Consider the following 22708-nt stretch of genomic DNA (forward strand, 5'->3'; position numbering starts at 1 on the left):
GGCCGGGTCTCGGCCATCTCGGACCCTAGGGACAAAGGCCGCATCCCGCCCGTCGAGAATCGCGCCCCTAGCGCGGCGGCAGGCTGCGGGACCGGCCGCGGAACTCCGCGACCACCGCGCCGTCGGACTCGCGGGTCACCGTCACGTCGGTGATCCCGCTGCGCCCGTATGCGGTCCGCACCCGCGCGTCTGCGAGGAGGACGTCGCCGCGCCGTGCGGAGGTGACGAAGGTGATGTCGGCGCCCGCCGCGACGGTCAGCTGCCCGCGGGAGTTGCAGGCGAGGGCGAACGCCGAGTCGGCGAGGGTGAAGATGAATCCGCCGTGCGCGATGTCGTGGCCGTTCACCATGGCCTCGGTGACGGTCATCCGCACGACCCCGCGGTCGACCTCCACGACGGTGGCCTCCATGCCGAGTCCGCGCGAAGCCTGGTCGTCGGCCCACATCGCCCGCACGTGGGTGAGGTCGGGCTCGGGCTCGGGCTCGGGCGTGGCGTCGTGGTCGGGGGGTCGGTCCGCCATGCCTCGGAGTGTGTCAGACGCCAAGGCGAACGGCCCCGGCTCAGCGAGCCGTGAAGCGCACGTCCCACGGCCGGACCGTCACCTGCAGCAACCCGTCGCGCACCGATCCGTCGTCGTCCCGGGCCGTCCGCTCGACGTCGACGTCGGCGGGCACCCGGACCACCGTCATCCCGGTGCCGGCCGCCGCGTCCACGGGACCGGCCGCGACGAGCCAGCCGCGCTCGGCCAGCCGGTCGAGGAAGGCGACGTGCTCGGCGAAGAGTGGGTGCGCGAAGACCGACCCACCCTCGGCCAGCAGCGGCCCGGGTCGGTGCTCGAGGGCGAACCAGCGGTCGGCCGTGGCCGACGGTTCGTTGGCCAGCAGCTGCTCGAACCCGGACAGCACGACGGGCCAGCCGCGCTCGTACTCCGCGCGGACCTGCTCGGGCTCGCCGAGCCGCTCCCACCCGCTGTGGGTCAGCGTGACGATCGTGCCGTCACCGTCGGCGGCGAAGTCGACCGCGACCTCGGTGGCGCGGTCGGGCCCGTGCCCCGGGTGCCAGGTCATCGCGAACCCGGCCGGCCGCGCCCAGCGCAGCACGGTGCCCCAGACGGCTCGGTCGGCTCCGAGTCGTTCGACCACCACACCGTCCTCGAAGGCCACGCTCGCGCGGGCCCCGAACACGCTGTGGGTGCCGACCGGCCACCACGCGCCGAGGTGGGCGGTGAACAGCTCGAATGCGGTGTCGACGTCGCAGGCCACCCGCACCTCGCGCCGGATCGGGGCGACGATCGGGTGGCTGCTGGTCTCGGTGCTCATGGTGAGTCCTCCTCGCTGGTTCGGTCCTCCACGAACGCCGCGAACGACGCGAGTGCGGTGTCCCACGTCGTCACCAGCCACTGCTGGAGCTCGGTGAGACCGTCGGGGGCGAGCGCGTAGAGGTTGCGCGTGCCGCGGCTCTCGTGCTCGACGAGCCCGGCCCCCGCGAGGACCTTGAGGTGCTTGCTCACGGCGGGCCGGCCGATCGGCATCGCGTCCGCGATCTCGCCGACGGCGCGCGGGCGCTCGGCGAGCAGCTCGAGGATCTGTCGACGGCTCGGGTCTCCGAGGGCGTCGAGGGCGAGGGCTGATTGGTTACTCATGGGCAACGGTTACTCTAGAGCAACGGTCCAGCGGGTGTCTAGACCGCGCCTACGATGACCGCATGAGCGACCTCATGAACCAGGCCACGGCGACCGCCACCCACCACCTCGTCGAGAAGCACGCCGACCTGCTCGCCCAGGCGACCACCGCCCTCGCGGAGCGCTCGTACTTCAGCCGGTTCCCCGAGTCGCCCTCGCCCCGCGTCTACGGCGAGGGTTCGGCGGAAGCCGGCCAGGCTGCCTACGAGGCGTTGCGCGACAACGCGTTCGGCGGTCTGGGCGACGTGCGCACCGACGGCACCTGGGTCGGCGAGGAGGTCTCGCCCTACGGCCCCGCCCTGGGGATCACCTACCCGCACCTCGACCTGGAGGCAGCGCTCGCGGCCGCTACTGAGGCGATGCCGGCCTGGCGCGACGCGGGCGCCCGCACCCGCGCGGCGGTCTGCGCCGAGATCGTCGAGCGGATCAACGCGCGGTCGTTCGAGATCGCGCACTCGGTGATGCACACGACCGGTCAGCCCTTCGTGATGGCGTTCCAGGCAGCCGGACCGCACGCCCAGGACCGCGCGCTCGAGTCGATCGTCGCCGGGCTGGTCGAGCAGGAGCGGGTGCCCGCCTCGGTCGTCTGGGAGAAGCCCGGCCGCGACAGGGAGGGCAACCCGGCGCCGCTGCGGATGCAGAAGGACTACCGGGTGGTGCCCCGCGGCCTCGCGCTGGTGATCGGCTGCAACACCTTCCCGACCTGGAACGGCTACCCCGGGCTGTTCGCCTCGCTCGTCACCGGCAACCCCGTCATCGTCAAACCGCACCCGCGCGCCGTCCTCCCGCTCGCCATCTCGGTGGCGGTCTGCCGCGAGGTGCTGTCGGCAGCAGGGTTCAGCGCCGACCTCGTGCAGCTCGCGCCGGAGGCCGAGGGCGAGGGCCTGGCCAAGGTGCTGGCCGAGCGCGACGAGGTGCGGATCGTCGACTACACCGGCGGTCCGACGTTCGGCGGCTGGCTCGAGGAGAACGGCGCCGCCCGCGGACAGCTCGTCTACACCGAGAAGGCCGGCGTCAACACGATCGTCGTCGACTCGACCGACAACCTGCGCGGCGTGCTGGGCAACCTGGCCTTCTCGCTCACCCTCTACTCCGGGCAGATGTGCACCACCCCCCAGAACCTCTACGTGCCCCGCGACGGCATCGACACCGACGAGGGACACCTGACCTTCGAGGAGTTCGGCGCCCGCCTCGGCGCGGCCGTCGGCAAGCTCACCGGCGACGACGCCCGGGCCGTGGAGCTGCTCGGCGCCACCGTCAACGACGGGGTCCGCGCCAACGCCGCGGGACTCGCCGGGCTGGCCGAGGAGGCGGGTGGCGCGGTGGTGCTGGACTCGCGCGAGGTGAGCCACCCGGCATACCCCGACGCGGTCGTCCGCGCGCCCGGGCTGGTGAGCATGGACGCCAGCCGCGAGGACGTCTACACCCAGGAGTGCTTCGGGCCGGTCAGCTTCCTCATCGCGACCAGCGGCACCGACCAGTCCCTCGCGCAGTTCCGCGACACGGTGCGCGAGCACGGCGCGATGACCGCCGCCGTCTACTCCACCGACGAGGACGTCCTCGACGCCGCCCGTGACGCCGCCGCCGACGCGGGGGTGGCGCTCTCCGAGAACCTCACCGGCCAGGTCTTCGTCAACCAGACCGCGGCGTTCTCCGACTTCCATGGCACCGGCGCGAACCCCGCCGCCAACGCCGCCTACGTCGATGCCGCGTTCGTCGCCAACCGGTTCCGCGTCGTCACCTCCCGCCGCCACGTCTGACGCTGGGCCCATCGGACCGCACGGCAAGCCGGGCGCTCTGGCAGGATCTGGACCATGAACTTCCTGATCAAGGTCGCGGTCAACGCAGTGGCGCTCTGGGTGGCGGCCTGGCTCGTCCCCGGCATCGGGTTCGGCGACGGCAAGTTCGGCTCGAAGTTCGCGACGGTCGTCCTCGTGGCGCTGGTCTTCGGGCTCGTCAACGCCGTGGTCAAGCCGATCGCGAAGTTCCTCAGCTTCCCGGTGATCATCCTGACGCTGGGGCTCTTCACGTTCATCGTCAACGCGTTCATGCTGCAGCTGACCGAGTGGATCGCCGACCCCCTCGGACTGAGCTTCACCATCAACCACTTCTTCTGGGACGCCGTGCTCGGCGCCATCGTCATCACGATCGTCTCCGTGGTGCTCGGCTGGGTCCTGCCCGACGGCGACGACGACTGACCGACCGGACCGCACGAGGTAGATGCGCGATGCTGGGTCACTGCCCCGCCTGACGGGGCAGTGACCCAGCATTCGCCGTCCCTTGATGACAGGGCCGGGCCTTGATGATAGGGCCGTCCCTTGATGACGGGGCGGCCCCTTGATGACGGACCGCCTCGGTCTGGGGCGAGCGAGCCTGTCGGTGCCCCGCGGCAGGGTTTCGCCCATGCTCGATGACGCGTCGTTCGACGTTCCTGGTCACCTGCGACGGGCCCGACGGCTCGCCGACCTCAGCCAGCGTGAACTGGCCCACCTCTTGGCCGTTGGCTCCTCAACCGTCGCGCGCTGGGAGGCGGCGGACGGGGAGATCACTGTGCGCATGCTGGACCACGCGCTGCGGCTGGCCGGATTGCGACTCGGCGTCCTCGACGAGACGGGACGTCCGGTCAGCCCAGTGTCACCCGACGCGGTCCGGGACAACGGCGGCAGATGCTTCCCCGCCCATCTGGACGTGGTGCCCCCGGACGAGCGACCGCGCAACCGCGGACTCGGACCACGCTACGACCGTCGGCCCGCCCTGGGCTGGTACGCGCTCAGGGCGACCCGCGACGCGGCGACGGCGCCCGGACGGCACCGACCGGCCGAGCACCCGACCGTGGCAGAACTGGCCATGCGCCGGCACTCGCGGCTCAGTCAGGCGACCGCGGGGGCCGCGGTCCTGAGCCCGGCGGTGGAGGTGCCGGTGGGGTTGGAGTGCGAGTGCCTGGACGACTGTCCCGAGCACCATGCCTGTCCGCCCGAGTGCCCTTGTCAGTGCGAGCCGCCCGGGTGGGCGGACCGGCGGGCCCGCCTAGAGTGAGGGCATGAGCGACGCCGCCCCCGAGAACACCAGCGACACCGACACCGAAGTCCGACTGAGGTCTGCCCTCGACCAGGTGCCCGCGTACGTCCCCGGGAAGCCCGCGGCCGCGCCCGAGGGCGTGACGGCATACAAGGTCTCTTCGAACGAGAACCCGTACCCGCCGCTGCCGTCGGTCCTCGAGGTCGTCCGCGACGCGGCGGCGAGCATCAACCGCTACCCCGACATGGCGGTCACCGAGCTCACCCAGGCGCTCTCCGACAGCCTCGGCGTCCCGGCCGAGCACGTCGCGACCGGCACCGGGTCGGTCGGGGTCCTCGGCCAGGTCATCGCCGCCACCTGCGACCCCGGCGACGAGGTCGTCTACGCGTGGCGCTCGTTCGAGGCCTACCCCATCGTCACCGCGCTCGCGGGTGCCCAGAGCGTGCAGGTCGGTCTCGACGACCACGCCCGGCACCGCCTCGACGCGATGCGTGCGGCGATCTCCGACCGCACCAAGGTCGTCATCGTCTGCACCCCCAACAACCCGACCGGTCCGATGGTCCGGCACGACGAGCTCGAGCGGTTCCTCGACGACGTGCCCGGCCGGGTGCTCGTCGTGATCGACGAGGCCTACCTCGAGTTCGTCGACGACCCCGAGGCGCCGCGCAGCCTCGAGCTCTACCGCGACCGCCCCAACGTCATGGTGCTGCGCACCTTCTCCAAGGCCTACGGGCTGGCCGGCCTGCGGATCGGGTATGCCGTGGCGCACCCCCCGGTCGCGTCGGCCCTGCGCAAGACGGCCACGCCGTTCGGGGTGAACTCGATCGCCCAGGCCGCCGCTGTCGCGTCGCTCAAGGCCTTCGACGAGCTCAAGGAACGGGTCGACGCCCTCGTCGCCGAGCGGACCCGCGTCGTCGCCGCACTGCGCGGGCAGGGCTGGTTCATCCCGGACACCCAGGCCAACTTCGTCTGGTTCGGGCTGGGCGAGCGGTCCGGCGACTTCGCCGCCGCCGCGCAGCAGGCCGGGCTGACGCTGCGCCAGTACGGCACCGACGGGGTGCGCGCGACGATCGGCGAGACCGAGGCCAACGACGTGCTGATCGAGGTCGCCGGCGCCTGGCTCACCGAGCACCCGGTCGACCCGGCCTGACCCGGCTGGCGGCCGCTGCGGGGTCCGCGGCGCGGGCCTAGGGTGGGGCGCATGGTCGACACCTGGCTCCCGCCCTACCTCGCCCGCCCCGACCGCTACGGCCCGATGCCCTACCGCAAGGTGGGTCAGAGTGGTCTGCGGCTGCCCGCCGTCAGCCTCGGCATGTGGCACAACTTCGGTGACGACAAGCCGTTCGAGGTGCAGCGCGCGATCCTGCGCCGGGCCTTCGACATCGGCATCACCCACTTCGACCTCGCCAACAACTACGGCCCGCCCTACGGCAGCGCCGAGCAGAACTTCGGGCGCCACTTCGCGGCCGACTTCAGGCCCTACCGCGACGAGCTGGTGATCAGCTCCAAGGCCGGCTGGGACATGTGGCCCGGACCCTACGGCGACGGCGGGTCCCGCAAGTACCTCATCGCCTCCCTCGACCAGACGCTGCAGCGCACCGGCCTCGACTACGTCGACATCTTCTACTCGCACCGCCCCGACCCCGACACCCCGCTCGAGGAGACGATGGGTGCGCTCGCGAGCATCGTGAAGCAGGGCAAGGCGTTGTATGCCGGCATCTCCAGCTACGGGCCCGAGCTCACCGCCAAGGCGGCCGACCTGCTCGACGAGATGGGGGTCCCGCTGCTGATCCACCAGCCGTCCTACTCGATGGTGAACCGCTGGGTCGAGGGCGGCCTGCTCGACACCCTCGGCGAGCGTGGCATCGGCTGCATCGCGTTCTCCCCCCTCGCGCAGGGGATGCTGACCGACAAGTACCTCGGCGGCATACCTGAGGGCTCGCGGGCCAGCCAGGGCAAGTCGCTGTCGCCCGACCTGCTCAGCGACGAGACCCTGGCCCACGTGCGCCGGCTCAACGACCTCGCCACCGAGCGCGGCCAGTCGCTGGCCCAGATGGCGCTGGCCTGGGCGCTGCGGGACGACCGGGTCACCTCGGTGCTGATCGGCGCCTCCTCGGTCGGCCAGCTCGAGGACTCCGCCGCCGCGGTGGGCAACCTGCGCTTCAGCGACAGCGAGCTCGAGGAGATCGACCGCGACGCCGTGGAGGCCGGGATCGACCTCTGGCGCACCCAGTCGCGCCTGACCTGACGTCGTCACCGAGCGGGCCCTGCCGAGACCCCGAAACCGCAGGTCGTGAGCACGCCGGCGTCCGGATTCTGAGATTTTCCGCCGTCCCGATATCTTGGCCCGGTAAGGCCCCCCTGTGAGCGCCGCCACAAGCGCGCCCCACACCAGCCGCCCCATGACGGCGGAGACCCCGCCCGGGTGAAGAAGGAGTCCCAGTGAGCGACAACGCAGTCGCCGGCGCCACGAACGTCGAGCAGAGCGCCGAGCACGAGGAAGAGGTGCTCGCCGAGCTGACCGCCCCGGTCCCGGAGGTCGGTGACGGCGGGCCCGAGATGGTCCAGCTGCTGACCCCGGAGGGGCAGCGGGTCGAGAACACCGAGTACGACGAGTACGTCAAGGACCTCACCGACGAGGACCTGCGCGGCTTCTACCGCGACCTCGTGCTGATCCGTCGGGTCGACGCCGAGGCCACCGCGCTCCAGCGCCAGGGCGAGCTCGGCATCTGGGCCAGCCTGCTCGGCCAGGAGGCCGCCCAGGTCGGCTCCGGCCGCGCGATGCGCCCGCAGGACTACGCCTTCCCCACCTACCGCGAGCACGGCGTCGCCTGGTGCCGCGGGGTCAACCCGCTCAACCTCCTCGGTCTCTTCCGCGGCGTCAACCACGGCGGTTGGGACCCGAACGAGAAGAACTTCCACCTCTACACGATCGTCATCGGCGCCCAGACGCTGCACGCCACCGGCTACGCGATGGGCATCCAGCGCGACGGTGACGTCGGCACCGGCGACGCCGACCGCGACGCCGCCGTGATCGCCTACTTCGGCGACGGCGCGAGCGCGCAGGGCGACGTCAACGAGGCGTTCGTCTACGCCGCCGTCAACAACGCCCCGGTCGTGTTCTTCTGCCAGAACAACCAGTGGGCCATCTCCGAGCCGAACGAGCGCCAGACCCGCATCCCCCTCTACCAGCGGGCGCGCGGCTTCGGCTTCCCCGGCGTGCGGGTCGACGGCAACGACGTGCTGGCCGTGTATGCCGTGGCGAAGCAGGCGCTCGACGCCGCCCGCACCGGTCAGGGCCCGACCTTCGTCGAGGCCTACACCTACCGCATGGGTGCGCACACGACGAGTGACGACCCGACCAAGTACCGCGTCTCCGCCGAGGTCGAGGTGTGGAAGCACCGTGACCCGATCGAGCGCCTCAAGGCCTACCTGGTGCACGAGAAGAAGGCCGACCACGACTTCTTCGACGCGATCGACGCCGAGGCCGACCAGCTGGCCGCCGAGGTCCGCGAGGGCTGCCTCTCGATGCCCGACCCCACTCCCGACTCGATGTTCGACCACATCTACGTCGAGGAGCACCCGGTCGTCGAGGCCGAGCGCAAGGAGTTCGCCGCCTACCACGCCGGGTTCTCCGAGGAGGGTGGTCACTGATGGGCACCATGACGATCGCCAAGGGGATCAACAACGGCCTGCGTGCCGCCATGGAGCGCGACCCGAAGGTCGTGCTCATGGGTGAGGACATCGGCAAGCTCGGCGGCGTCTTCCGCGTCACCGACGGCCTCCAGAAGGACTTCGGCGAGGACCGCGTCATCGACACCCCGCTCGCCGAGGCCGGCATCGTCGGCACCGCGATCGGGATGGCGCTGCGTGGCTACCGGCCGGTCGTCGAGATCCAGTTCGACGGCTTCATCTACCCGGCCTTCGACCACATCGTCAGCCAGGTCGCCAAGATGCGGGCCCGCTCGCTCGGCAAGATCAAGCTGCCGATGGTGATCCGCATCCCCGTGGGCGGTGGCATCGGCGCGGTCGAGCACCACTCCGAGTCCAACGAGGCCTACTTCGCGCACACCGCCGGCCTCAAGGTGGTCTGCTGCTCCAACGCCGAGGACGCCTACTGGATGATCCAGCAGGCCATCGAGTCCGACGACCCGGTGCTGTTCTACGAGCCCAAGCGGCGCTACTGGGACAAGGGCGAGGTCGACGAGACCGCCGCCCCCCGCGAGCTGCTCAAGGCCCAGGTGAGCCGCGAGGGCGCCGACGCGACACTGGTCGCCTACGGCCCGATGGTGAAGACCTGCCTGCAGGCAGCCGAGGCCGCGGCCGCGGAGGGCAAGGACCTCGAGGTGATCGACCTGCGCTCGCTCAGCCCGCTCGACCTCGACACGGTCGCCGCGTCGGTCGAGAAGACCGGCCGGGCCGTCGTCGTCCACGAGGCCTCCACCTTCCTCGGCATGGGTGCCGAGATCGCGGCGGCCCTGCAGCAGCGCTGCTTCTACCACCTCGAGGCCCCTGTGCTCCGGGTCGGCGGCTACAACCTGCCCTACCCGCCGAGCAAGCTCGAGGAGGAGTTCCTCCCCGACCTCGACCGGGTGCTCGACGCCGTCGACCGCTCGCTGGCCTTCTGAGAGGGGCGCGAAAACCCATGGCAGTCAAAGAGTTCAAGCTCCCCGACCCCGGTGAGGGCCTGACCGAGGCCGAGATCGTCACCTGGAACGTCAAGGTCGGCGACACGGTCAAGGTCAACGACATCATCGTCGAGATCGAAACCGCGAAGTCGCTGGTCGAGCTGCCGGTGCCCTTCGCCGGCACCGTCACCGCACTGCACGTCTCCGAGGGTGACACGGTCGAGGTCGGCACGCCGATCATCTCCGTCGACACCGCGGGTGGGGCGGCGCCGGTGGCCGATGCCCCGGCCGCCGGAGCCGTCGAGCCCGGCATGGAGGGGTCCCCGGCCCCGAAGATGGCGGCCGCCGCGGCGGCAGCCGAGGCCGGTGACGACGACGAGCAGATCGAGGAGGGCAAGATCGGCGGCACCACGTCGACCGGTCGCACCGCCGTCCTCGTCGGTTACGGCGTCAAGCAGACCGAGGCCAAGCGCCGCCCCCGCAAGGGTGGCCTGCCGCCCAAGATGGACGGCCCCGACCTCAAGGCCGACGGCACGGACATCGCGGTCGAGTCGGTGGAGCTCGGCGACGAGGGCCTGCAGACCGCAGCCGTCGCGCCCGCTGTGCAGGCCAAGACCAGCCCCGCGGACCAGCCGGTCGGCAGCATCTCCCGCGGGGGTGGCGCCCGCGCGCTGGCCAAGCCGCCGGTCCGCAAGTACGCCAAGGACCTCGGCGTCGACCTCGCCCGGGTCGCGGGCAGCGGCGAGGGCGGCATCATCAGCCGCGCCGACGTCGACGCCCACGCGGCCGCAGCGGCGAGCCCGACGGACGAGGGCAGCAACGCCGCGATCGGCATCGCCCCCGTCCGCCCGACGACGCCCGGCGAGCGCGAGACGCGCATCCCGATCAAGGGCGTCCGCAAGATGACCGCCCAGGCGATGGTCGGCTCGGCGTTCACCGCGCCGCACGTCACCGAGTGGGTCACGATCGACGCCACCGCCACGATGGAGCTCGTCGAGCGGCTCAAGAAGGACCGCGAGTTCAAGGACGTCAAGGTCACGCCGCTGCTGGTGCTCGCCAAGGCGATGGCGGTGGCGATCCGCCGCCACCCCGAGATCAACGCGACGTGGGACGAGGCAGCCCAGGAGATCGTGGTCAAGCACTACGTCAACCTCGGCATCGCCGCGGCCACGCCTCGGGGCCTGATCGTCCCGAACATCAAGGACGCCGACCAGATGTCGATGCGCCAGCTGGCCGAGGCCATCGGCGCGCTGACCGCGACGGCCCGCGACGGCCGCACCCAGCCGGCCGAGATGTCCGGCGGCACCATCACGATCACCAACGTCGGCGTCTTCGGCGTCGACACCGGCACCCCGATCATCAACCCCGGTGAGGCGGCGATCCTCGCGTTCGGCGCGATCCGTCGCCAGCCCTGGGTCGTCACGGCCGCCGACGGCACCGAGACGATCGAGCCGCGCTGGGTCACCCAGCTCGCGCTGTCGTTCGACCACCGGCTGGTCGACGGCGAGCTCGGCAGCAAGTTCATCGCCGACGTCGGGGCCATCCTGGCCGACCCGGCGCGAGGGCTCGTCTGGGGCTGACCGCCACCCGTTCGGGGTGATACCGCGCGCGATGGCGCCCGGTATCACCCCGACGCGTTTCTACTCGTCGCCGCGCAGCGTGAACGACCGCAGCCGGTCGCCGGTGAACCACACCGCCGCGAGGCTCAGCACCGCCGCAGCCACCAGGGCGTAACCCAGTCCGGTGCCCGAGCCGGACACGTGGTCGCTGACCGCCTTCGCGACGCCGCGTCCCCACGGCCCGATCGAGACCCACTTGATGCCCCCGAGCAGCGAGCCGAGCAGGCCCTCCCACAGCAGGGCGAAGAGCAGCCCGATCACCACCGCGTGCCGGGTGAACGCCGCGAGCGCGAGGAAGAGGGCGGTGTATGCCGTGCCGGCCACCGCCCCGCCGACGCCCCACGCGACGGCCTGGCGCAGGTCGCCGCCGTCGAGCACCAGCCCCGACAGCAGCAGGGGGAGCGCCCCCAGCACCAGGGTCGCGGCCCACGCGACCACGAACTTGCTGACGGCGACGACGTGCCGGCTCACCGGTTTCGAGATGAGGTAGACGATCGAGCCGTCGTCGACCTCGGGGCCGAGCACCGCCGTGGCGGCGAGCAGGGCGACCAGCGGCAGGGCGAGCGTGAAGCCCAGGCCCAGCACCGCGTCATACCCGACCACGTCGTCGGTGAGCGCCGAGACGATGACGGCGAGCGCGACGACGACCGCCGGGATGAGCACCAGCACCAGCCCGCGGCGCCGACCCAGCAGGGCCTGCCGCGACAGGCGAACGATGGTCGGGTTCACGTCAGCCCCCCACCAGGTAGGCGAAGACGCTCTCGAGCGACTCGTCGGTCGGCGTGAGCTCGAGCACCCGGATACCGTGCTCGCGCGCCACCCGGGGCAGCCGCACGGTGAACGCTCCGAAGTCCGACACCGACACGTCGACCCCTCCCTTGGGACGCAACGACACCGCGACCACCGACGGCTCGGCGATCAGCGCACTCGCCAGCCCACGGTCGTCGTCGCCGACCACGACGTACTGCACCGGCCGGTCGGTCATCAGCCGGCGGATCTGCCCGAAGTCGCCCGACGCCGCGTGCCGTCCCGAGACGACGACCTCGATCTGGCGGGCGACCTGCTCGACCTCCTCGAGGATGTGCGACGAGAAGAGCACCGTGCGACCCTCGGCCCCCATCCGGCGCAGCAGCGTCATCAGGTGGAGCCGCTGGCGAGGGTCGACGCCGTTGAACGGCTCGTCGAGCAGCAGCACGGCAGGGTCGTGCACCAGCGCGGAGGCGAGCTTCACACGCTGTCGCATCCCCTTGGAGTAGGTGCCGATCCGACGCCCGGCCGGCTCGGCCATCTCGACCACGTCGAGGGCCCGCTCGGTCGCGGCGCCGGGGTCGGCCAGTCCGTGCAGCTCGGCGTTGGCCCGCACGAACTCCCGGCCGGTGAGGTAGCCGAAGCTGAGCTCGCGCTCCGGCACCAAGCCGATGGCCCGATAGGCGTCGGTATGGCGCCAGATCGCGGTGCCGTCGAGCGTCACCGAACCGGCGGAGGGCGCCAGGAACCCGGACATCATCGCGATGAGGGTGGTCTTGCCGGCGCCGTTCGGGCCGAGCAGCCCGGTCACCCCGGGACGCACCGTCATCGAGATGCCGTTGACCGCGACGACGTTGCCGTACCAGCGGGAGGCCTGGTCGATCTCGATGGTGCTCATGCCGTGGCCACCTTCCGGTAGCGCCAGACCAGCCCGGCCAGGCAGGCCGCCGACAGCCCCACGAACACCACGACGTACGCCGCCTGCATCGGCACGCCCTGGGGAGGGGTGGCGATGTCGGCATCAGCCCAGGTCGCCATCAGCCCCCGGTAGAGGGAGTAGGGAGAGAACAACCCGGCGACCTCGCCGACCCGGGCGTGCCCCTCCTCGCCGGCGATCGCCTGGATCGCCGTCACGATGCCGTTGCCCAGCAGCAGCAAGGCGATCGTGGCGACCACCGCGAACCCCCGCCGCGTCGACCACGACGCGATCAGCCCGGCCACGCCGGCCAGGGCCAGGGCCAGCAGCACGGCGAGCCCGGTCGCGATCGCGGCCTCGCGGGACTGGTCGGACACGTCCAGCTCACCCAGCAACGCCACGGCATACAGGATCAGGATGGGGAGCAACAGGAAGACCAGGGTCGCGCCGAGCAGGGCACCCCAGCGGGCGATCGCGTAGGTCGCGGACGGCAGCGGCCGGGCGAGGTAGAGCGAGATGGTGCCGTGCCGAAGGTCGCGCGAGAACAGCACCGGCGCCTGCGAGGCGACGAAGATGCCGAGCAGCACCTGGGTCGTCGAGGCGTACCGCGCGTAGCCGATCGGCAGCTCCTTGAGGCCGACCAGCACCATCACGCCACCGACGATGACGGCGGGCAGGACGTTGAGGCCGAGCAGGACGAACGGCAGCACCTTGGACCGCCCCGAGCGGCCCAGGCCGAACGAGTTGCGGAAGCCGGTGACGAGCAGGGCGCGGGCGATGGCCGCGGGACCGAGGCGCGGACCGGTGTAGGGGCGGTAGCCGAGGTCGTGGATGACGCTACGGCCCTGCGGGGTCGCGGCCGAGGGATCGGCAGCCATGGCGGGATCGGTCACGAGACAGCCCCCTGGTCGTTGAAGACGTCCTCGATGCGCCGGTGGTCGACCTGCAGCCGCACCAGGCCGATGCCGAGGTCGCTCGCGGTGTCACGGATCAGGTCGTGGATCTCCGGCACCCCGGAGGGGGAGGGACCAGTGGCCGACTCGCCGGAGGTGGTGGCAGCCGCGGCCTCGACGGTCAGCATGGCGCCGCGCGGGGTGCTCGCCACCCCCGCCGCCGCCAGGGCGCGCGCCATCCGGGCGGTCGCGTCGTCGCCGTGCACCTCGACGAGCAGCACCCCGGTCGCGTCGAGGAACTCGTCGGTGCGCGAGGCGCGCAGCAGGTGCCCGCCGTCGAGGACGACGACGTGGTCGCTGACCCGCTCGAGCTCGCCGAGCAGGTGTGAGGTCACGATCACCGCGATCCCGAAGTCGTGCCCGATGCGCTGCACCAGCCCCAGCATCTCCTCGCGGGCGGCCGGGTCGAGGCCGTTGGTCGGCTCGTCGAGCAGCACCAGGCGGGGGTCGTGCGCCAGGGCCTGGGCCAGCTTGGCCTTCTGCTTCATCCCGGTGGAGTAGCCACCCATCGGCCGGTAGCGCTCCTCGGCCAGCCCGACGTGCCGCAGCACCTCGGCCGCGCGCTCGCGGGCGGCGACCCGCGGCAGCCCCGACATCATCGCCATGTGCACGACGAAGTCGCTGGCGCTGACGTCCGGCGGCAGGCAGTCGTGCTCGGGGAGGTAGCCGACGGCGGCCCGGATGCTCGGCCCCTCGGTCGCGATGTCGTGGCCGAGGACGGTGGCCCGCCCGCGGGTCGACGGGACCAGGCCGAGCAGGATCTTGAGCAGCGTCGACTTGCCGGCTCCGTTGGCCCCGACCAGCCCCGTGACGCCCGGGCCGATCTCGAGGTCGAGCGCGTCCAGCGCGAGCACCGGACCGTAGTCCTTGGTCAGGCCCTCGGTGCGGACGACCGCACCCCCCTGTTGTCCCTCCACGTCAGCCACAGTAGCCGCGCCGGGCGTCCAGCCCGGCGCGGCACGTGGATCATCAGGGACGGTTCAGGGTCAATCCCCAGTGGCCAGACCTCACTGGCCAGTCCTCAGTGACCGGCGGGCGGAGCGGCGGCCCGCTCCGCGTCGGCCTTGTCGGCTGCACCGCGCTCGGAGTAGGCCGACCCGCCACGCAGCTCGACGTGCGGGAGCAGCAGCATCACGAGGAAGCCGACCACCATCACCCCTGCACCGACGAGGAAGACCAGGTCCATCGCCTCCGAGAAGCCGGTCAGGAGCGGCTTGGCGAGCCGCGGGTCGAGCTTGTCGATGACCGAGCTGTCCTTCAGGACGTTCCCGATCGGTCCGGGGTCACCACCCTGGGCCGCCGACTGCAGGCCCTTCGCGAACGCGGCGTTGTTCGGGTCGGCGAGCACCGCCGGGTCGCGGAGCGCGCCCTGGAAGTCCTTCGTCCCGGCCGAGGCCTTGAGTGCGCTCGTGATCCGGTCGGGGACGGTGGAGAACAGGATCGACAGGAAGACCGCGGTGCCGAGCGTGCCACCGATCTGCCGGGTGAACGTGGCGGACGACGTGGCCACGCCGATGAGGCGTGGCGACACGGCGTTCTGGACGGCCAGGGTGAGCGGCTGGAAGTTGAAGCCCAGCCCGAGCCCGAACGCGACCATCACGATGCTGGTCTGCCAGAGGGGGGTGTCGGCCTTGATGAAGTGGAAGACGAACAGCGCGATGGCGAGCAGTGCCGAGCCCATGATCGGGAACCGGCGGTAGCGCCCGGTGCGGCTGATGATCTGGCCCGAGATGATCGAGCCGGCCATGATGCCCAGCGTGAGCGGCAGCAGCAGCAGGCCCGCCTTGGTGGGCGAGGCGCCCTTGACGATCTGCAGGTAGAGCGGCAGCGACGCGAGCCCACCGAACATGGCCATGCCGATCAGCACCGAGGCGCCGGACGCGACGGCGACCGTGCGGTTCTGGAACAACGTGAGCGGCAGCAGCGCCTCGTCCTTCATCGCGCGCTCGACGAGCAGGAAGGCCACGACGCCGATCGCGCCGATGACGAAGCAGGCGACCGACCGACCCGAGCCCCAGCCCCAGTCCCGCCCCTGCTCGGCGACGAGCAGCAGCGGCACGAGACCGAGGGTGAGCGTGGCGGCGCCCCACCAGTCGATCCGGTGGTCCAGGCGGGTGTGGCGCAGGTGCAGGGTGCGCGAGACGACGAACAGCGCGGCGATGCCGATCGGCACGTTGACCAGGAACACCCAGCGCCAGCCGTCCACCCCGAGGATCGAGGACTGGCCGGCGAAGAACCCGCCGATGACCGGGCCGAGCACGCTCGAGGTGCCGAAGACGGCGAGGAAGTAGCCCTGGTACTTGGCCCGCTCACGGGGCGGCACGATGTCGCCGATGATGGCCAGCGCGAGGGAGAAGAGCCCGCCGGCGCCGAGGCCCTGGACGGCGCGGTAGAAGGCCAGCTGGAGCATCGACTGCGACAGGGTGCAGAGGACGGACCCGACGATGAAGATCGAGATCGCGGCCGAGAAGAACTTCTTGCGGCCGTAGATGTCGGAGAGCTTGCCGTACAACGGCGTCACGATCGTCGACGTGATGAGGTATGCCGTCGTGGCCCAGGCCTGCTCGTCGAGCCCCTTGAGGTCGTCGGCGATGGTGCGGATGGCGGTGGCCACGATGGTCTGGTCGAGGGCGGCGAGGAACATGCCCATCATCAGCCCGACCAGGATCGTGATGATCTGGCGGTGGGTCAGGGGCCCGTCGGGGCGGGCGGGGGCGGCGGCTGCCATGTCAGTTCTCCGGGAGGCTGGTCGAGGTGGAGCTGGTCGAGGTGGAGCTGGGTGCAGTGGAGCTGGTCGAGGTGGAGCGGGGTGAGGTGGAGCTGGGTGCAGTGGAGCTGGTCTAGAGCTTGTTCTTGAAGCGTTCGAGGTCGGTGCCGAAGCGCTCGAGCTGGTGGGCGAACTCGCTGGCCTCCTCGGCCGTCCAGTCGCCCATCAGCTCGCGGAACCACTCGGTCCGCTGGGCCTTGATGCTCGTCAGCAGGGCTTCGCCCGACTCGCTGAGCTGCACCACCTGGGCGCGACCGTCGGCCGGGTCGCTCACCTTGTCGACGAGCCCGTGCCCCTCGAGCGTGCTCACCTGACGGCTCACGGTGGAGACGTCGGAGTGCACGACCTCGGCGAGGACCGAGACGCGCCGCGGCGCTGCGGCGAGGTTGAACAGGATCGGGTAGGCGGTGGCATCCACCGCGGGGTGGACCCGTGGTGCGTGCTGGCGCATGGCCTGCAGGAGCTTCATCAACCGGATCAGGCCGACGCTGACGCGTTCGGCCGTCTCCCGGTCGAGCGGGTGGTGCTCGGACATGGACGTGCCTCGGGTGAGAAGTTGCTTGCGACATACAAGTATCACGAGATGGTTGTGTGCCGCAAACAACAAATCCCGGACCGCGGGATCCCGGAGCCAGGCGCCCGGGAGCCAGGCGCCCGAGTGAGGCGTCCGGAGCGAGGCGTCCCGGGCTAGGGGACGAGCACCAGGTGCTCCAGCACCTGGCGGGCGACCGCTGGGTCGCCCTGCACGGCGAAGTGGATGTCGTCGACCCCGCCGCGTCCGGCAGCCCGCCGCGTCAGCGCGTCGGTCGACAGGGTGATGGTGGTGAACACGTCGTCCGGGTCACCGTCGTGCGCGATCCCCGAGAACAGCGGTATGCCGCGTGGCTTGCCGTCGTCCTGCGACTCCACCCACACGCCGGCCCGCCCCTGCACCGGGCCGGTGCTCTCGATGATGACGACGTTGCCGGGCGGCACCTGCGCACTCTTGGCGACCAGCCGGGGCAACGACGCGAAGAGGAGGTCCATGAAGACGGCGGCCCCGCCGGAGTCCAGGTCACCGGGGCGACCCAGCGCCTGCCGGATGTCCTGCTCGTGCGTCCAGATGTCGAGGATCCGGGTCGGCAGGCTCCGGTGCAACGGCGCCGGCCCCCACGCGCCGCGCACCACGGTGTCGAGCGTCACCCCCGGCGCGGTGAACTGCGCCACCCGCTGCGCCGCGACCGTCTCGAGCTCGGCCACCACCTTCGCGGCAGCCACCGGGCGCCGGAGCTCCACCTCGCGCTCCACGAACTGGCCCGCCTCGTGACGCAGGTGGTCGTAGTCCGGCACCTCGACCTGCGGCACGCGCCCCGTGTGCAGCCACGACTCCATCCCCACGACGTGCGCGATCTGGTCCTTGACGGTCCACCCCGGGCAGGCGGTCGGCAGCGCGAAGTCGGCTTCCGAGCAGGAGTGGCCGAGGTCGACCACCGCCTGCGTGGTCTGCTGGTAGGCCGCGACGAGGCCGGCCAGGTCGTCGGGTGCTGCCGGGTGCAGGGGCATGCCCCCCACCCTACGAGCCCGCCCCGAACCCGGGCCTCGGGCAGGTCTGGACCGGCTCGCTACCTAGGCTGTCCCCATGACCTCCTCCGTGGCGCCCCCGGTGCGGACGGCGGGGCCCACGCCGGAGCCCGCCCCGGCCCGGCTCCCGCTGCCGGCCCTGGCGGTCGCGGCCCTGCTGGCGTTGCCGCTCGCCGCCGTCCTCGGCGAAGCAGCCGCGGCCCCCGTGGTGGCCGACCCGGGAGGGCTGGTGCGCTGGGGGATCCTCTACACGCGGGTCGTGCACGACCTCGCCGCGGCGGTGACGGTCGGGCTCCTGGTCCACGCGGCATACCTCGTGCCAGAGACGACCCGCACCAACCGCCGCATCGTCGCGACCCGGCTCGCCGGCATCGCGGCGGGACTGTGGGCGATCGCCGGTGCTGCTGGCGCCGTCTTCACGATGGCCGCTTCGATCGGCATCCCGCTCACCGACCCGTCGTTCGGGCAGCAGTTCACCACCTTCGCGTGGACCTACCAGCCGACCCGAGTGGCGCTGGTCACCGCCGGGGTCGCTGCCGCCATCTCGCTCGGGGCGCTGGTCGCCACCAGCCGGGCGACGATGGCCTGGCTCTCCGTGCTCGCCGTCCTCGGCCTGCTGCCGCTCGCGCTCGCCGGGCACGCGGCCGGAGCCACCGACCACAGCACCGCGGTCAACGCGCTCGCCGTCCACCTCGTCGGCGTGAGCCTCTGGGTCGGCGGCCTGCTCGCGCTGGCGCTCTTGCGCCCGCTGCTCGTCAAGGGCAACGGTGCGGGTCCGGCGGACGGCGCCGCCGACTTCGCGGCGACGGCAGCGCGCTACTCGACGCTGGCCGGCTGGTGCTTCGGCGCGGTGGCCCTGTCGGGCCTGCAGAGCGCGTTGATCCGGATCGGCCCGCTCAGCGACCTCGGCACCCGATACGGCGCGCTGCTCCTGGTCAAGACCGCTGCCCTCCTGCTCCTCGGGTATGCCGGGTGGCGGCACCGCCGCTCGCTGCTCGCCGGCCTGCGGGCCGGCCGCACGGCGTCGTTCGTGCGCCTCGTCGTGGCCGAGCTGGTCGTGATGGGCGTCGCGATCGGCACCGCGGTCGCGCTGGCCCGCAGCGCCCCGCCGGTGCCGGACACCCCCGTCGAGGACGCGTCGCCGGCCTTCGCGCTCACCGGCTACCCCGACCCCGGACCGCTCACCGGCGACGCGTGGTTCACCACCTGGACCACCGAGTGGCTCTGGCTGGGCGTCGCCCTGGTGGCCGTCGGCCTCTACCTCACCGGGGTCCGGCGGTTGCGCAAGAGGGGAGACGCGTGGCCGGTGCACCGCTCGATCGTGTGGGTGCTGGGGTGGGCGGTCTTCGTCTACGCGACCTCCGGGGCCCCCGGGGTCTACGGCCGGGTGCTGTTCTCGATGCACATGGTGATGCACATGGTCGTCGCCATGCTGGTGCCGCTGCTGCTCGTCCCGGCCGCCCCCATCCTGCTGGCGCTGCGCGCGCTGCCGTCGCGACCCGACAAGACCTGGGGGCCGCGCGAGCTGGTCCTCCAGGTGGTCCACTCCCGGGTCCTCAAGGTGCTCGCCAACCCGGTGGTCGCCGCCGCGCTCTTCTTCTTCAGCCTGGCGATCTTCTACTACTCGCCGTTGTTCGAGCTCGCCCTGCGCACCCACACCGGGCACGTCCTGATGATGGTGCACTTCCTGCTGACCGGTTACCTCTTCACCTGGGTGCTGATCGGCATCGACCCCGGCCCGAAGAAGTGGCCGCCGCTGATGCTGCTCGTCGTGCTGTTCGCGACGATGTCGTTCCACGCGTTCTTCGGCGTGGTCATGACCGGCAGCACCACCCTGCTCGCCCCCGAGTTCTTCGAGGTCATCAAGCTCCCGTGGATGACCGACCCGCTGCGCGACCAGCACGAGGCCGGGGCGATCGCCTGGGGCATCGGCGAGGCGCCCACGGTCATCCTCACCCTCCTCGTCGCGGTGGGCTGGGTGCGGACCGACCGCGCCGAGACGGTGCGCAAGGACCGCCAGGCCGACCGCGACGGCGACGCCGAGCTGGCCGCCTACAACGCCCACCTGCAGGAGCTGAAGCGACGAAACGAGGGCCGGTCATGAGAGTGGCAGTGCTGCAGGTGGCGTACGGCGACGACGAGCCGATGAGCGCCCGGGTCGAACGGGTCGCCGCACTCGTGCGCGAGCAGGCCGGGCACGACCTGGTCGTGCTGCCCGAGCTGTGGGCGCCGGGTGGCTTCTCCTACCGCGAGTGGGCCGACCGCGCGCAGCCGGTCGACGGCTCGATCGGCTCGGCGATGTCCGCCGCCGCCCGCGACGCGGGGGTCCTGCTGCACGCCGGGTCGATCATCGAGCGGGGTGTGCCGGGCGAGACGGGTGGCGACACGGCTGGCGAGCCAGGTGGCGCCGACCCGCGCAGCTCGGAGGGCAGGCACCTCTGGAACACCTCGCTGGTCTTCGGTCCGGACGGCGCGCTCGTCGCGTCCTACCGCAAGATCCACCGGTTCGGTTTCGGGTCGGGTGAGCCCAAGCTGCTCGACGCCGGTGAGGACATCGTCGTGGTCGACCTACCCGGCAACCATCTCGCTGGGTTGTCGACCTGCTACGACCTGCGCTTCCCCGAGCTCTACCGCCGGCAGCTCGACGCCGGCGCCACCGTCTTCGTCGTGCCGGCCGCTTGGCCCGCGGCCCGGGTGCGGCACTGGACCCTGCTCGCCCACGCCCGCGCGGTCGAGAACCAGTGCGTCGTGATCGCCTGCAACACCGCGGGCACCCACGCCGGCACCGAGATGGGCGGCCACTCGCAGGTCATCTCCGCCACCGGCGAGGCGCTCGCGATGGCCGGGACTGCCGAGGAGGTGCTGAGTGTTGAGGTCGACATGGATGCTGTGACGACCTGGCGCACCCAGTTCCCCGTCCTCGGGGACCGGCGGCTGTGAGCGTCTCTCCGCGCACACCCCTGCGGCTGCGGGCGCCCGAGCTCGTGGGGCGGGGCTGGCTCAACACCGGCGGGACGAACCTCACCCTGTCCGACCTGCGGGGCCGGATCGTGGTGCTCGACTTCTGGACGTTCTGCTGCGTCAACTGCCTGCACGTCCTCGACGAGCTGCGACCGCTGGAGGAGAAGTACGCCGACTCGCTCGTGCTGATCGGCGTCCACTCGCCGAAGTTCGAGCACGAGGCCGACCCGGACGCCCTGGCCGCCGCGGTCGAGCGGTATGCGGTGCACCACCCGGTGCTCGACGACCCCGAGCTGGTCACCTGGCAGGCCTACACCGCGCGCGCCTGGCCGACCCTCGTCGTCATCGACCCGGAGGGCTACATCGTCGCGTCGATGTCGGGCGAGGGGCACGCCCACGGGCTCTCGGTCCTGGTCGACGAGCTGGTGGCCGAGCACACCGCCAAGGGCACGCTGCGCCGCGGTGACTCGCCCTACGCCCCGCCGCCGCCGGCCGAGACCGCATTGCGCTTCCCGGGCAAGCTGGCGGTGCTGGCGGACGGTTCCTTCCTGGTCTCCGACACCGCGCACCACGAACTGGTCCAGCTCGAGCCCGACCTGGTGACCGAACGGGCGAGGTTCGGCGGTGCCGGTGCGGACGGCGCCAGCATCCTGGCCGAGCCCCAAGGCGTCCTCGCGCTGCCCGCTGCCACCGCCGCCCGAGTCGGGTATGACGTCGTGGTCGCCGACTCGGTGCACCACCAGGTCAAGGGCCTGCGCCTCGCCGACGGCACCTGGACGGTGTTGGCCGGCACGGGTCGGCAGCTGCGCGAACGCTCCGGCGGCGGCCCGGCCCGGAAGCAGGACCTCTCGACGCCGTGGGACCTCGCGTGGTTCATCGACCGCGTCGTCATCGCGATGGCGGGCACCCACCAGCTCTGGGCCCTGCACCTGGCCACCGACCCGGCCGAGAACACCGTTGCCGTGCTCGGTGGCACGTCCGCCGAGGGCATCCGCGACGGCGCCGCCGACGAGGCGTGGTTCGCGCAACCGTCGGGGCTCGCGGTGTCGCCGGACGGTTCGCGGCTCTGGGTCGCCGACTCCGAGACCTCCGCGCTGCGCTCGCTCGACCTCACCGACGAGGGATTCGTCGTGACCACCCACGTCGGCCAGGGGCTCTTCGACTTCGGGCATCGCGACGGACCGGCCGACCAGGCCCTGCTCCAGCACCCGCTCGGGGTCACGGTGCTGCCCGACGGGTCGGTCGCGGTCAGTGACACCTACAACGGCGCGATCCGACGCTTCGACCCGGCCCGCCGGGAAGTCAGCACCCTCGCCACCGGCCTGCGCGAACCGTCAGACGCCGTGGTGGAACAGGCCGATGAGCAGGGTGCCGCGGCCGGGTCCTCCGTCCTGGTCGTGGTCGAGTCGGCGGCGCACCAGCTCGTGCGGATCCCCTTGCCCGACAAGGCCCAGCGTGTCGACGGGCTCGCCCACCAGACCCAGCGCCCACCCACCGAGGTCGCCCCCGGCCCGCTCACCGTCACGGTGAACTTCACCCCGCCCACCGGCCAGAAGCTCGACCACCGCTGGGGTGACCCCACCCGCCTGATGGTCTCGGCCACACCCCACGGTCTGCTGCGTGAAGGCGCCGGCAGCGCCCAGGGCCTGTCCCGCACCCTGGTGCTCGACCCCGATGCAGGGGACGGGGTGCTGCACGTCTCCGTGCAGGCAGCCTCGTGCGACGGCGACCCGGTCACCGGCGAGGTGCCTGAGCACGCCGCCTGCCATCTCTACCAACAGGACTGGGGCATTCCCGTCGTGCTGGTCGAGGGCGCGTCCGACCACCTCGAGCTCGACCTGCGCGGCACCTGAACAGG

General features: G+C 71.9%; 21 protein-coding genes. 11 read left to right on the forward strand and 10 right to left on the reverse strand.

From position 1 onward, the window contains the following. Positions 1-67 precede the first annotated feature (67 nt). From paaI to BLQ34_RS14790, 3 genes are read right to left on the reverse strand one after another with little or no spacing between them, the layout of a single operon-like run. Entirely contained in the window at positions 68-520 is a 453-nt protein-coding gene (gene paaI, locus BLQ34_RS14780) for a hydroxyphenylacetyl-CoA thioesterase PaaI (protein ID WP_197674713.1), read from the reverse strand. A 40-nt stretch (positions 521-560) separates the two neighbouring features. After that, positions 561-1319 (reverse strand): SRPBCC domain-containing protein, encoded by a 759-nt coding sequence (locus tag BLQ34_RS14785; RefSeq protein ID WP_091787096.1) that lies wholly within the window; start codon positions 1317-1319, stop codon positions 561-563. Further along, entirely contained in the window at positions 1316-1642 is a 327-nt protein-coding gene (locus tag BLQ34_RS14790; protein WP_091787099.1) for an ArsR/SmtB family transcription factor, read from the reverse strand. Before BLQ34_RS14790 ends, BLQ34_RS14785 begins: the two co-directional genes overlap by 4 nt. 62 nt (positions 1643-1704) lie before the next feature. Between BLQ34_RS14790 and paaN the strand changes: the two genes are divergently transcribed. The 8 genes from paaN (at position 1705) to BLQ34_RS14830 (ending at position 10907) form a co-directional block, all read left to right on the forward strand. Continuing rightward, the gene (paaN, locus tag BLQ34_RS14795) at positions 1705-3441 is read left to right on the forward strand and encodes a phenylacetic acid degradation protein PaaN (RefSeq protein ID WP_231961260.1); all 1737 of its coding nucleotides are present in this window, start codon (positions 1705-1707) and stop codon (positions 3439-3441) included. 54 nt (positions 3442-3495) lie between these two features. Beyond that, the gene (locus BLQ34_RS14800) at positions 3496-3879 is read left to right on the forward strand and encodes a phage holin family protein (protein WP_091787102.1); all 384 of its coding nucleotides are present in this window, start codon (positions 3496-3498) and stop codon (positions 3877-3879) included. A gap of 205 nt (positions 3880-4084) precedes the next feature. Beyond that, on the forward strand, positions 4085-4717 hold the full coding sequence (locus tag BLQ34_RS14805) for a helix-turn-helix domain-containing protein (RefSeq protein WP_157693064.1): 633 nt from the start codon (positions 4085-4087) through the stop codon (positions 4715-4717). 4 nt (positions 4718-4721) lie between these two features. Further along, complete coding sequence (gene hisC / locus BLQ34_RS14810) at positions 4722-5849, forward strand: histidinol-phosphate transaminase (protein ID WP_091787108.1); 1128 nt, start codon at positions 4722-4724, stop codon at positions 5847-5849. A gap of 51 nt (positions 5850-5900) precedes the next feature. Then, a complete protein-coding gene (gene mgrA / locus BLQ34_RS14815) occupies positions 5901-6947 on the forward strand; it encodes an L-glyceraldehyde 3-phosphate reductase (protein ID WP_091787113.1) in 1047 nt (348 codons plus the stop codon). A 194-nt stretch (positions 6948-7141) separates the two neighbouring features. After that, complete coding sequence (pdhA, locus tag BLQ34_RS14820; protein WP_407946370.1) at positions 7142-8353, forward strand: pyruvate dehydrogenase (acetyl-transferring) E1 component subunit alpha; 1212 nt, start codon at positions 7142-7144, stop codon at positions 8351-8353. Then, positions 8353-9327, forward strand: coding sequence for an alpha-ketoacid dehydrogenase subunit beta (locus BLQ34_RS14825; protein WP_091787116.1), 975 nt, complete (start codon positions 8353-8355; stop codon positions 9325-9327). Before pdhA ends, BLQ34_RS14825 begins: the two co-directional genes overlap by 1 nt. Before the next feature lie 17 nt (positions 9328-9344). Further along, entirely contained in the window at positions 9345-10907 is a 1563-nt protein-coding gene (locus BLQ34_RS14830) for a 2-oxo acid dehydrogenase subunit E2 (protein WP_091787119.1), read from the forward strand. 60 nt (positions 10908-10967) lie between these two features. Here the strand turns inward: BLQ34_RS14830 and BLQ34_RS14835 are convergent, their stop codons facing one another. From BLQ34_RS14835 to BLQ34_RS14865, 7 genes are all read right to left on the reverse strand, one after another. Further along, entirely contained in the window at positions 10968-11675 is a 708-nt protein-coding gene (locus BLQ34_RS14835; protein ID WP_091787122.1) for an ABC transporter permease, read from the reverse strand. 1 nt (position 11676) lies between these two features. Further along, positions 11677-12591, reverse strand: coding sequence for an ABC transporter ATP-binding protein (locus BLQ34_RS14840; RefSeq protein WP_091787125.1), 915 nt, complete (start codon positions 12589-12591; stop codon positions 11677-11679). Next, entirely contained in the window at positions 12588-13502 is a 915-nt protein-coding gene (locus BLQ34_RS14845) for a hypothetical protein (protein WP_091787128.1), read from the reverse strand. Before BLQ34_RS14845 ends, BLQ34_RS14840 begins: the two co-directional genes overlap by 4 nt. Continuing rightward, complete coding sequence (locus BLQ34_RS14850) at positions 13499-14479, reverse strand: ABC transporter ATP-binding protein (protein ID WP_197674714.1); 981 nt, start codon at positions 14477-14479, stop codon at positions 13499-13501. The genes BLQ34_RS14845 and BLQ34_RS14850 overlap by 4 nt, the downstream gene beginning before the upstream one ends. 104 nt (positions 14480-14583) lie before the next feature. Then, positions 14584-16290, reverse strand: a complete 1707-nt coding sequence (locus BLQ34_RS14855; protein WP_091787134.1) for an MDR family MFS transporter — start codon at positions 16288-16290, stop codon at positions 14584-14586. Positions 16291-16402: 112 nt separating this feature from the next. Further along, positions 16403-16864, reverse strand: a complete 462-nt coding sequence (locus BLQ34_RS14860) for a MarR family winged helix-turn-helix transcriptional regulator (RefSeq protein ID WP_091787137.1) — start codon at positions 16862-16864, stop codon at positions 16403-16405. A gap of 152 nt (positions 16865-17016) precedes the next feature. Next, complete coding sequence (locus tag BLQ34_RS14865; RefSeq protein ID WP_091787139.1) at positions 17017-17871, reverse strand: maleylpyruvate isomerase family mycothiol-dependent enzyme; 855 nt, start codon at positions 17869-17871, stop codon at positions 17017-17019. A gap of 76 nt (positions 17872-17947) precedes the next feature. On the opposite strand from BLQ34_RS14865, the gene BLQ34_RS14870 reads away from it, so the two are divergent. Genes BLQ34_RS14870 through BLQ34_RS14880 form a run of 3 tightly spaced genes read left to right on the forward strand, consistent with a single transcriptional unit; the run spans position 17948 to position 22703 of the window. Then, positions 17948-19993 carry a cytochrome c oxidase assembly protein gene (locus BLQ34_RS14870; protein WP_091787142.1) on the forward strand — a complete coding sequence of 682 codons (2046 nt, stop codon included), beginning with the start codon at positions 17948-17950 and terminating at the stop codon, positions 19991-19993. Next, positions 19990-20829 (forward strand): carbon-nitrogen family hydrolase, encoded by an 840-nt coding sequence (locus tag BLQ34_RS14875; RefSeq protein ID WP_091787145.1) that lies wholly within the window; start codon positions 19990-19992, stop codon positions 20827-20829. Before BLQ34_RS14870 ends, BLQ34_RS14875 begins: the two co-directional genes overlap by 4 nt. Beyond that, entirely contained in the window at positions 20826-22703 is a 1878-nt protein-coding gene (locus tag BLQ34_RS14880) for an NHL domain-containing thioredoxin family protein (protein ID WP_091787148.1), read from the forward strand. The genes BLQ34_RS14875 and BLQ34_RS14880 overlap by 4 nt, the downstream gene beginning before the upstream one ends. Positions 22704-22708: the final 5 nt, after the last annotated feature.

The organism is Pedococcus dokdonensis (assembly GCF_900104525.1).
Lineage (GTDB): Bacteria > Actinomycetota > Actinomycetes > Actinomycetales > Dermatophilaceae > Pedococcus > Pedococcus dokdonensis.

Excerpts from the sequence above, each read along its gene's own strand:
- paaI (WP_197674713.1), bottom strand. The coding sequence starts at position 520 with ATGGCGGACCGACCCCCCGACCACGACGCCACGCCCGAGCCCGAGCCC.
- BLQ34_RS14785 (WP_091787096.1), bottom strand. The coding sequence starts at position 1,319 with ATGAGCACCGAGACCAGCAGCCACCCGATCGTCGCCCCGATCCGGCGC.
- BLQ34_RS14790 (WP_091787099.1), bottom strand. The coding sequence starts at position 1,642 with ATGAGTAACCAATCAGCCCTCGCCCTCGACGCCCTCGGAGACCCGAGC.
- paaN (WP_231961260.1), top strand. The coding sequence starts at position 1,705 with ATGAGCGACCTCATGAACCAGGCCACGGCGACCGCCACCCACCACCTC.
- BLQ34_RS14800 (WP_091787102.1), top strand. The coding sequence starts at position 3,496 with ATGAACTTCCTGATCAAGGTCGCGGTCAACGCAGTGGCGCTCTGGGTG.
- BLQ34_RS14805 (WP_157693064.1), top strand. The coding sequence starts at position 4,085 with ATGCTCGATGACGCGTCGTTCGACGTTCCTGGTCACCTGCGACGGGCC.
- hisC (WP_091787108.1), top strand. The coding sequence starts at position 4,722 with ATGAGCGACGCCGCCCCCGAGAACACCAGCGACACCGACACCGAAGTC.
- mgrA (WP_091787113.1), top strand. The coding sequence starts at position 5,901 with ATGGTCGACACCTGGCTCCCGCCCTACCTCGCCCGCCCCGACCGCTAC.
- BLQ34_RS14825 (WP_091787116.1), top strand. The coding sequence starts at position 8,353 with ATGGGCACCATGACGATCGCCAAGGGGATCAACAACGGCCTGCGTGCC.
- BLQ34_RS14830 (WP_091787119.1), top strand. The coding sequence starts at position 9,345 with ATGGCAGTCAAAGAGTTCAAGCTCCCCGACCCCGGTGAGGGCCTGACC.
- BLQ34_RS14840 (WP_091787125.1), bottom strand. The coding sequence starts at position 12,591 with ATGAGCACCATCGAGATCGACCAGGCCTCCCGCTGGTACGGCAACGTC.
- BLQ34_RS14855 (WP_091787134.1), bottom strand. The coding sequence starts at position 16,290 with ATGGCAGCCGCCGCCCCCGCCCGCCCCGACGGGCCCCTGACCCACCGC.
- BLQ34_RS14860 (WP_091787137.1), bottom strand. The coding sequence starts at position 16,864 with ATGTCCGAGCACCACCCGCTCGACCGGGAGACGGCCGAACGCGTCAGC.
- BLQ34_RS14865 (WP_091787139.1), bottom strand. The coding sequence starts at position 17,871 with ATGCCCCTGCACCCGGCAGCACCCGACGACCTGGCCGGCCTCGTCGCG.
- BLQ34_RS14870 (WP_091787142.1), top strand. The coding sequence starts at position 17,948 with ATGACCTCCTCCGTGGCGCCCCCGGTGCGGACGGCGGGGCCCACGCCG.
- BLQ34_RS14875 (WP_091787145.1), top strand. The coding sequence starts at position 19,990 with ATGAGAGTGGCAGTGCTGCAGGTGGCGTACGGCGACGACGAGCCGATG.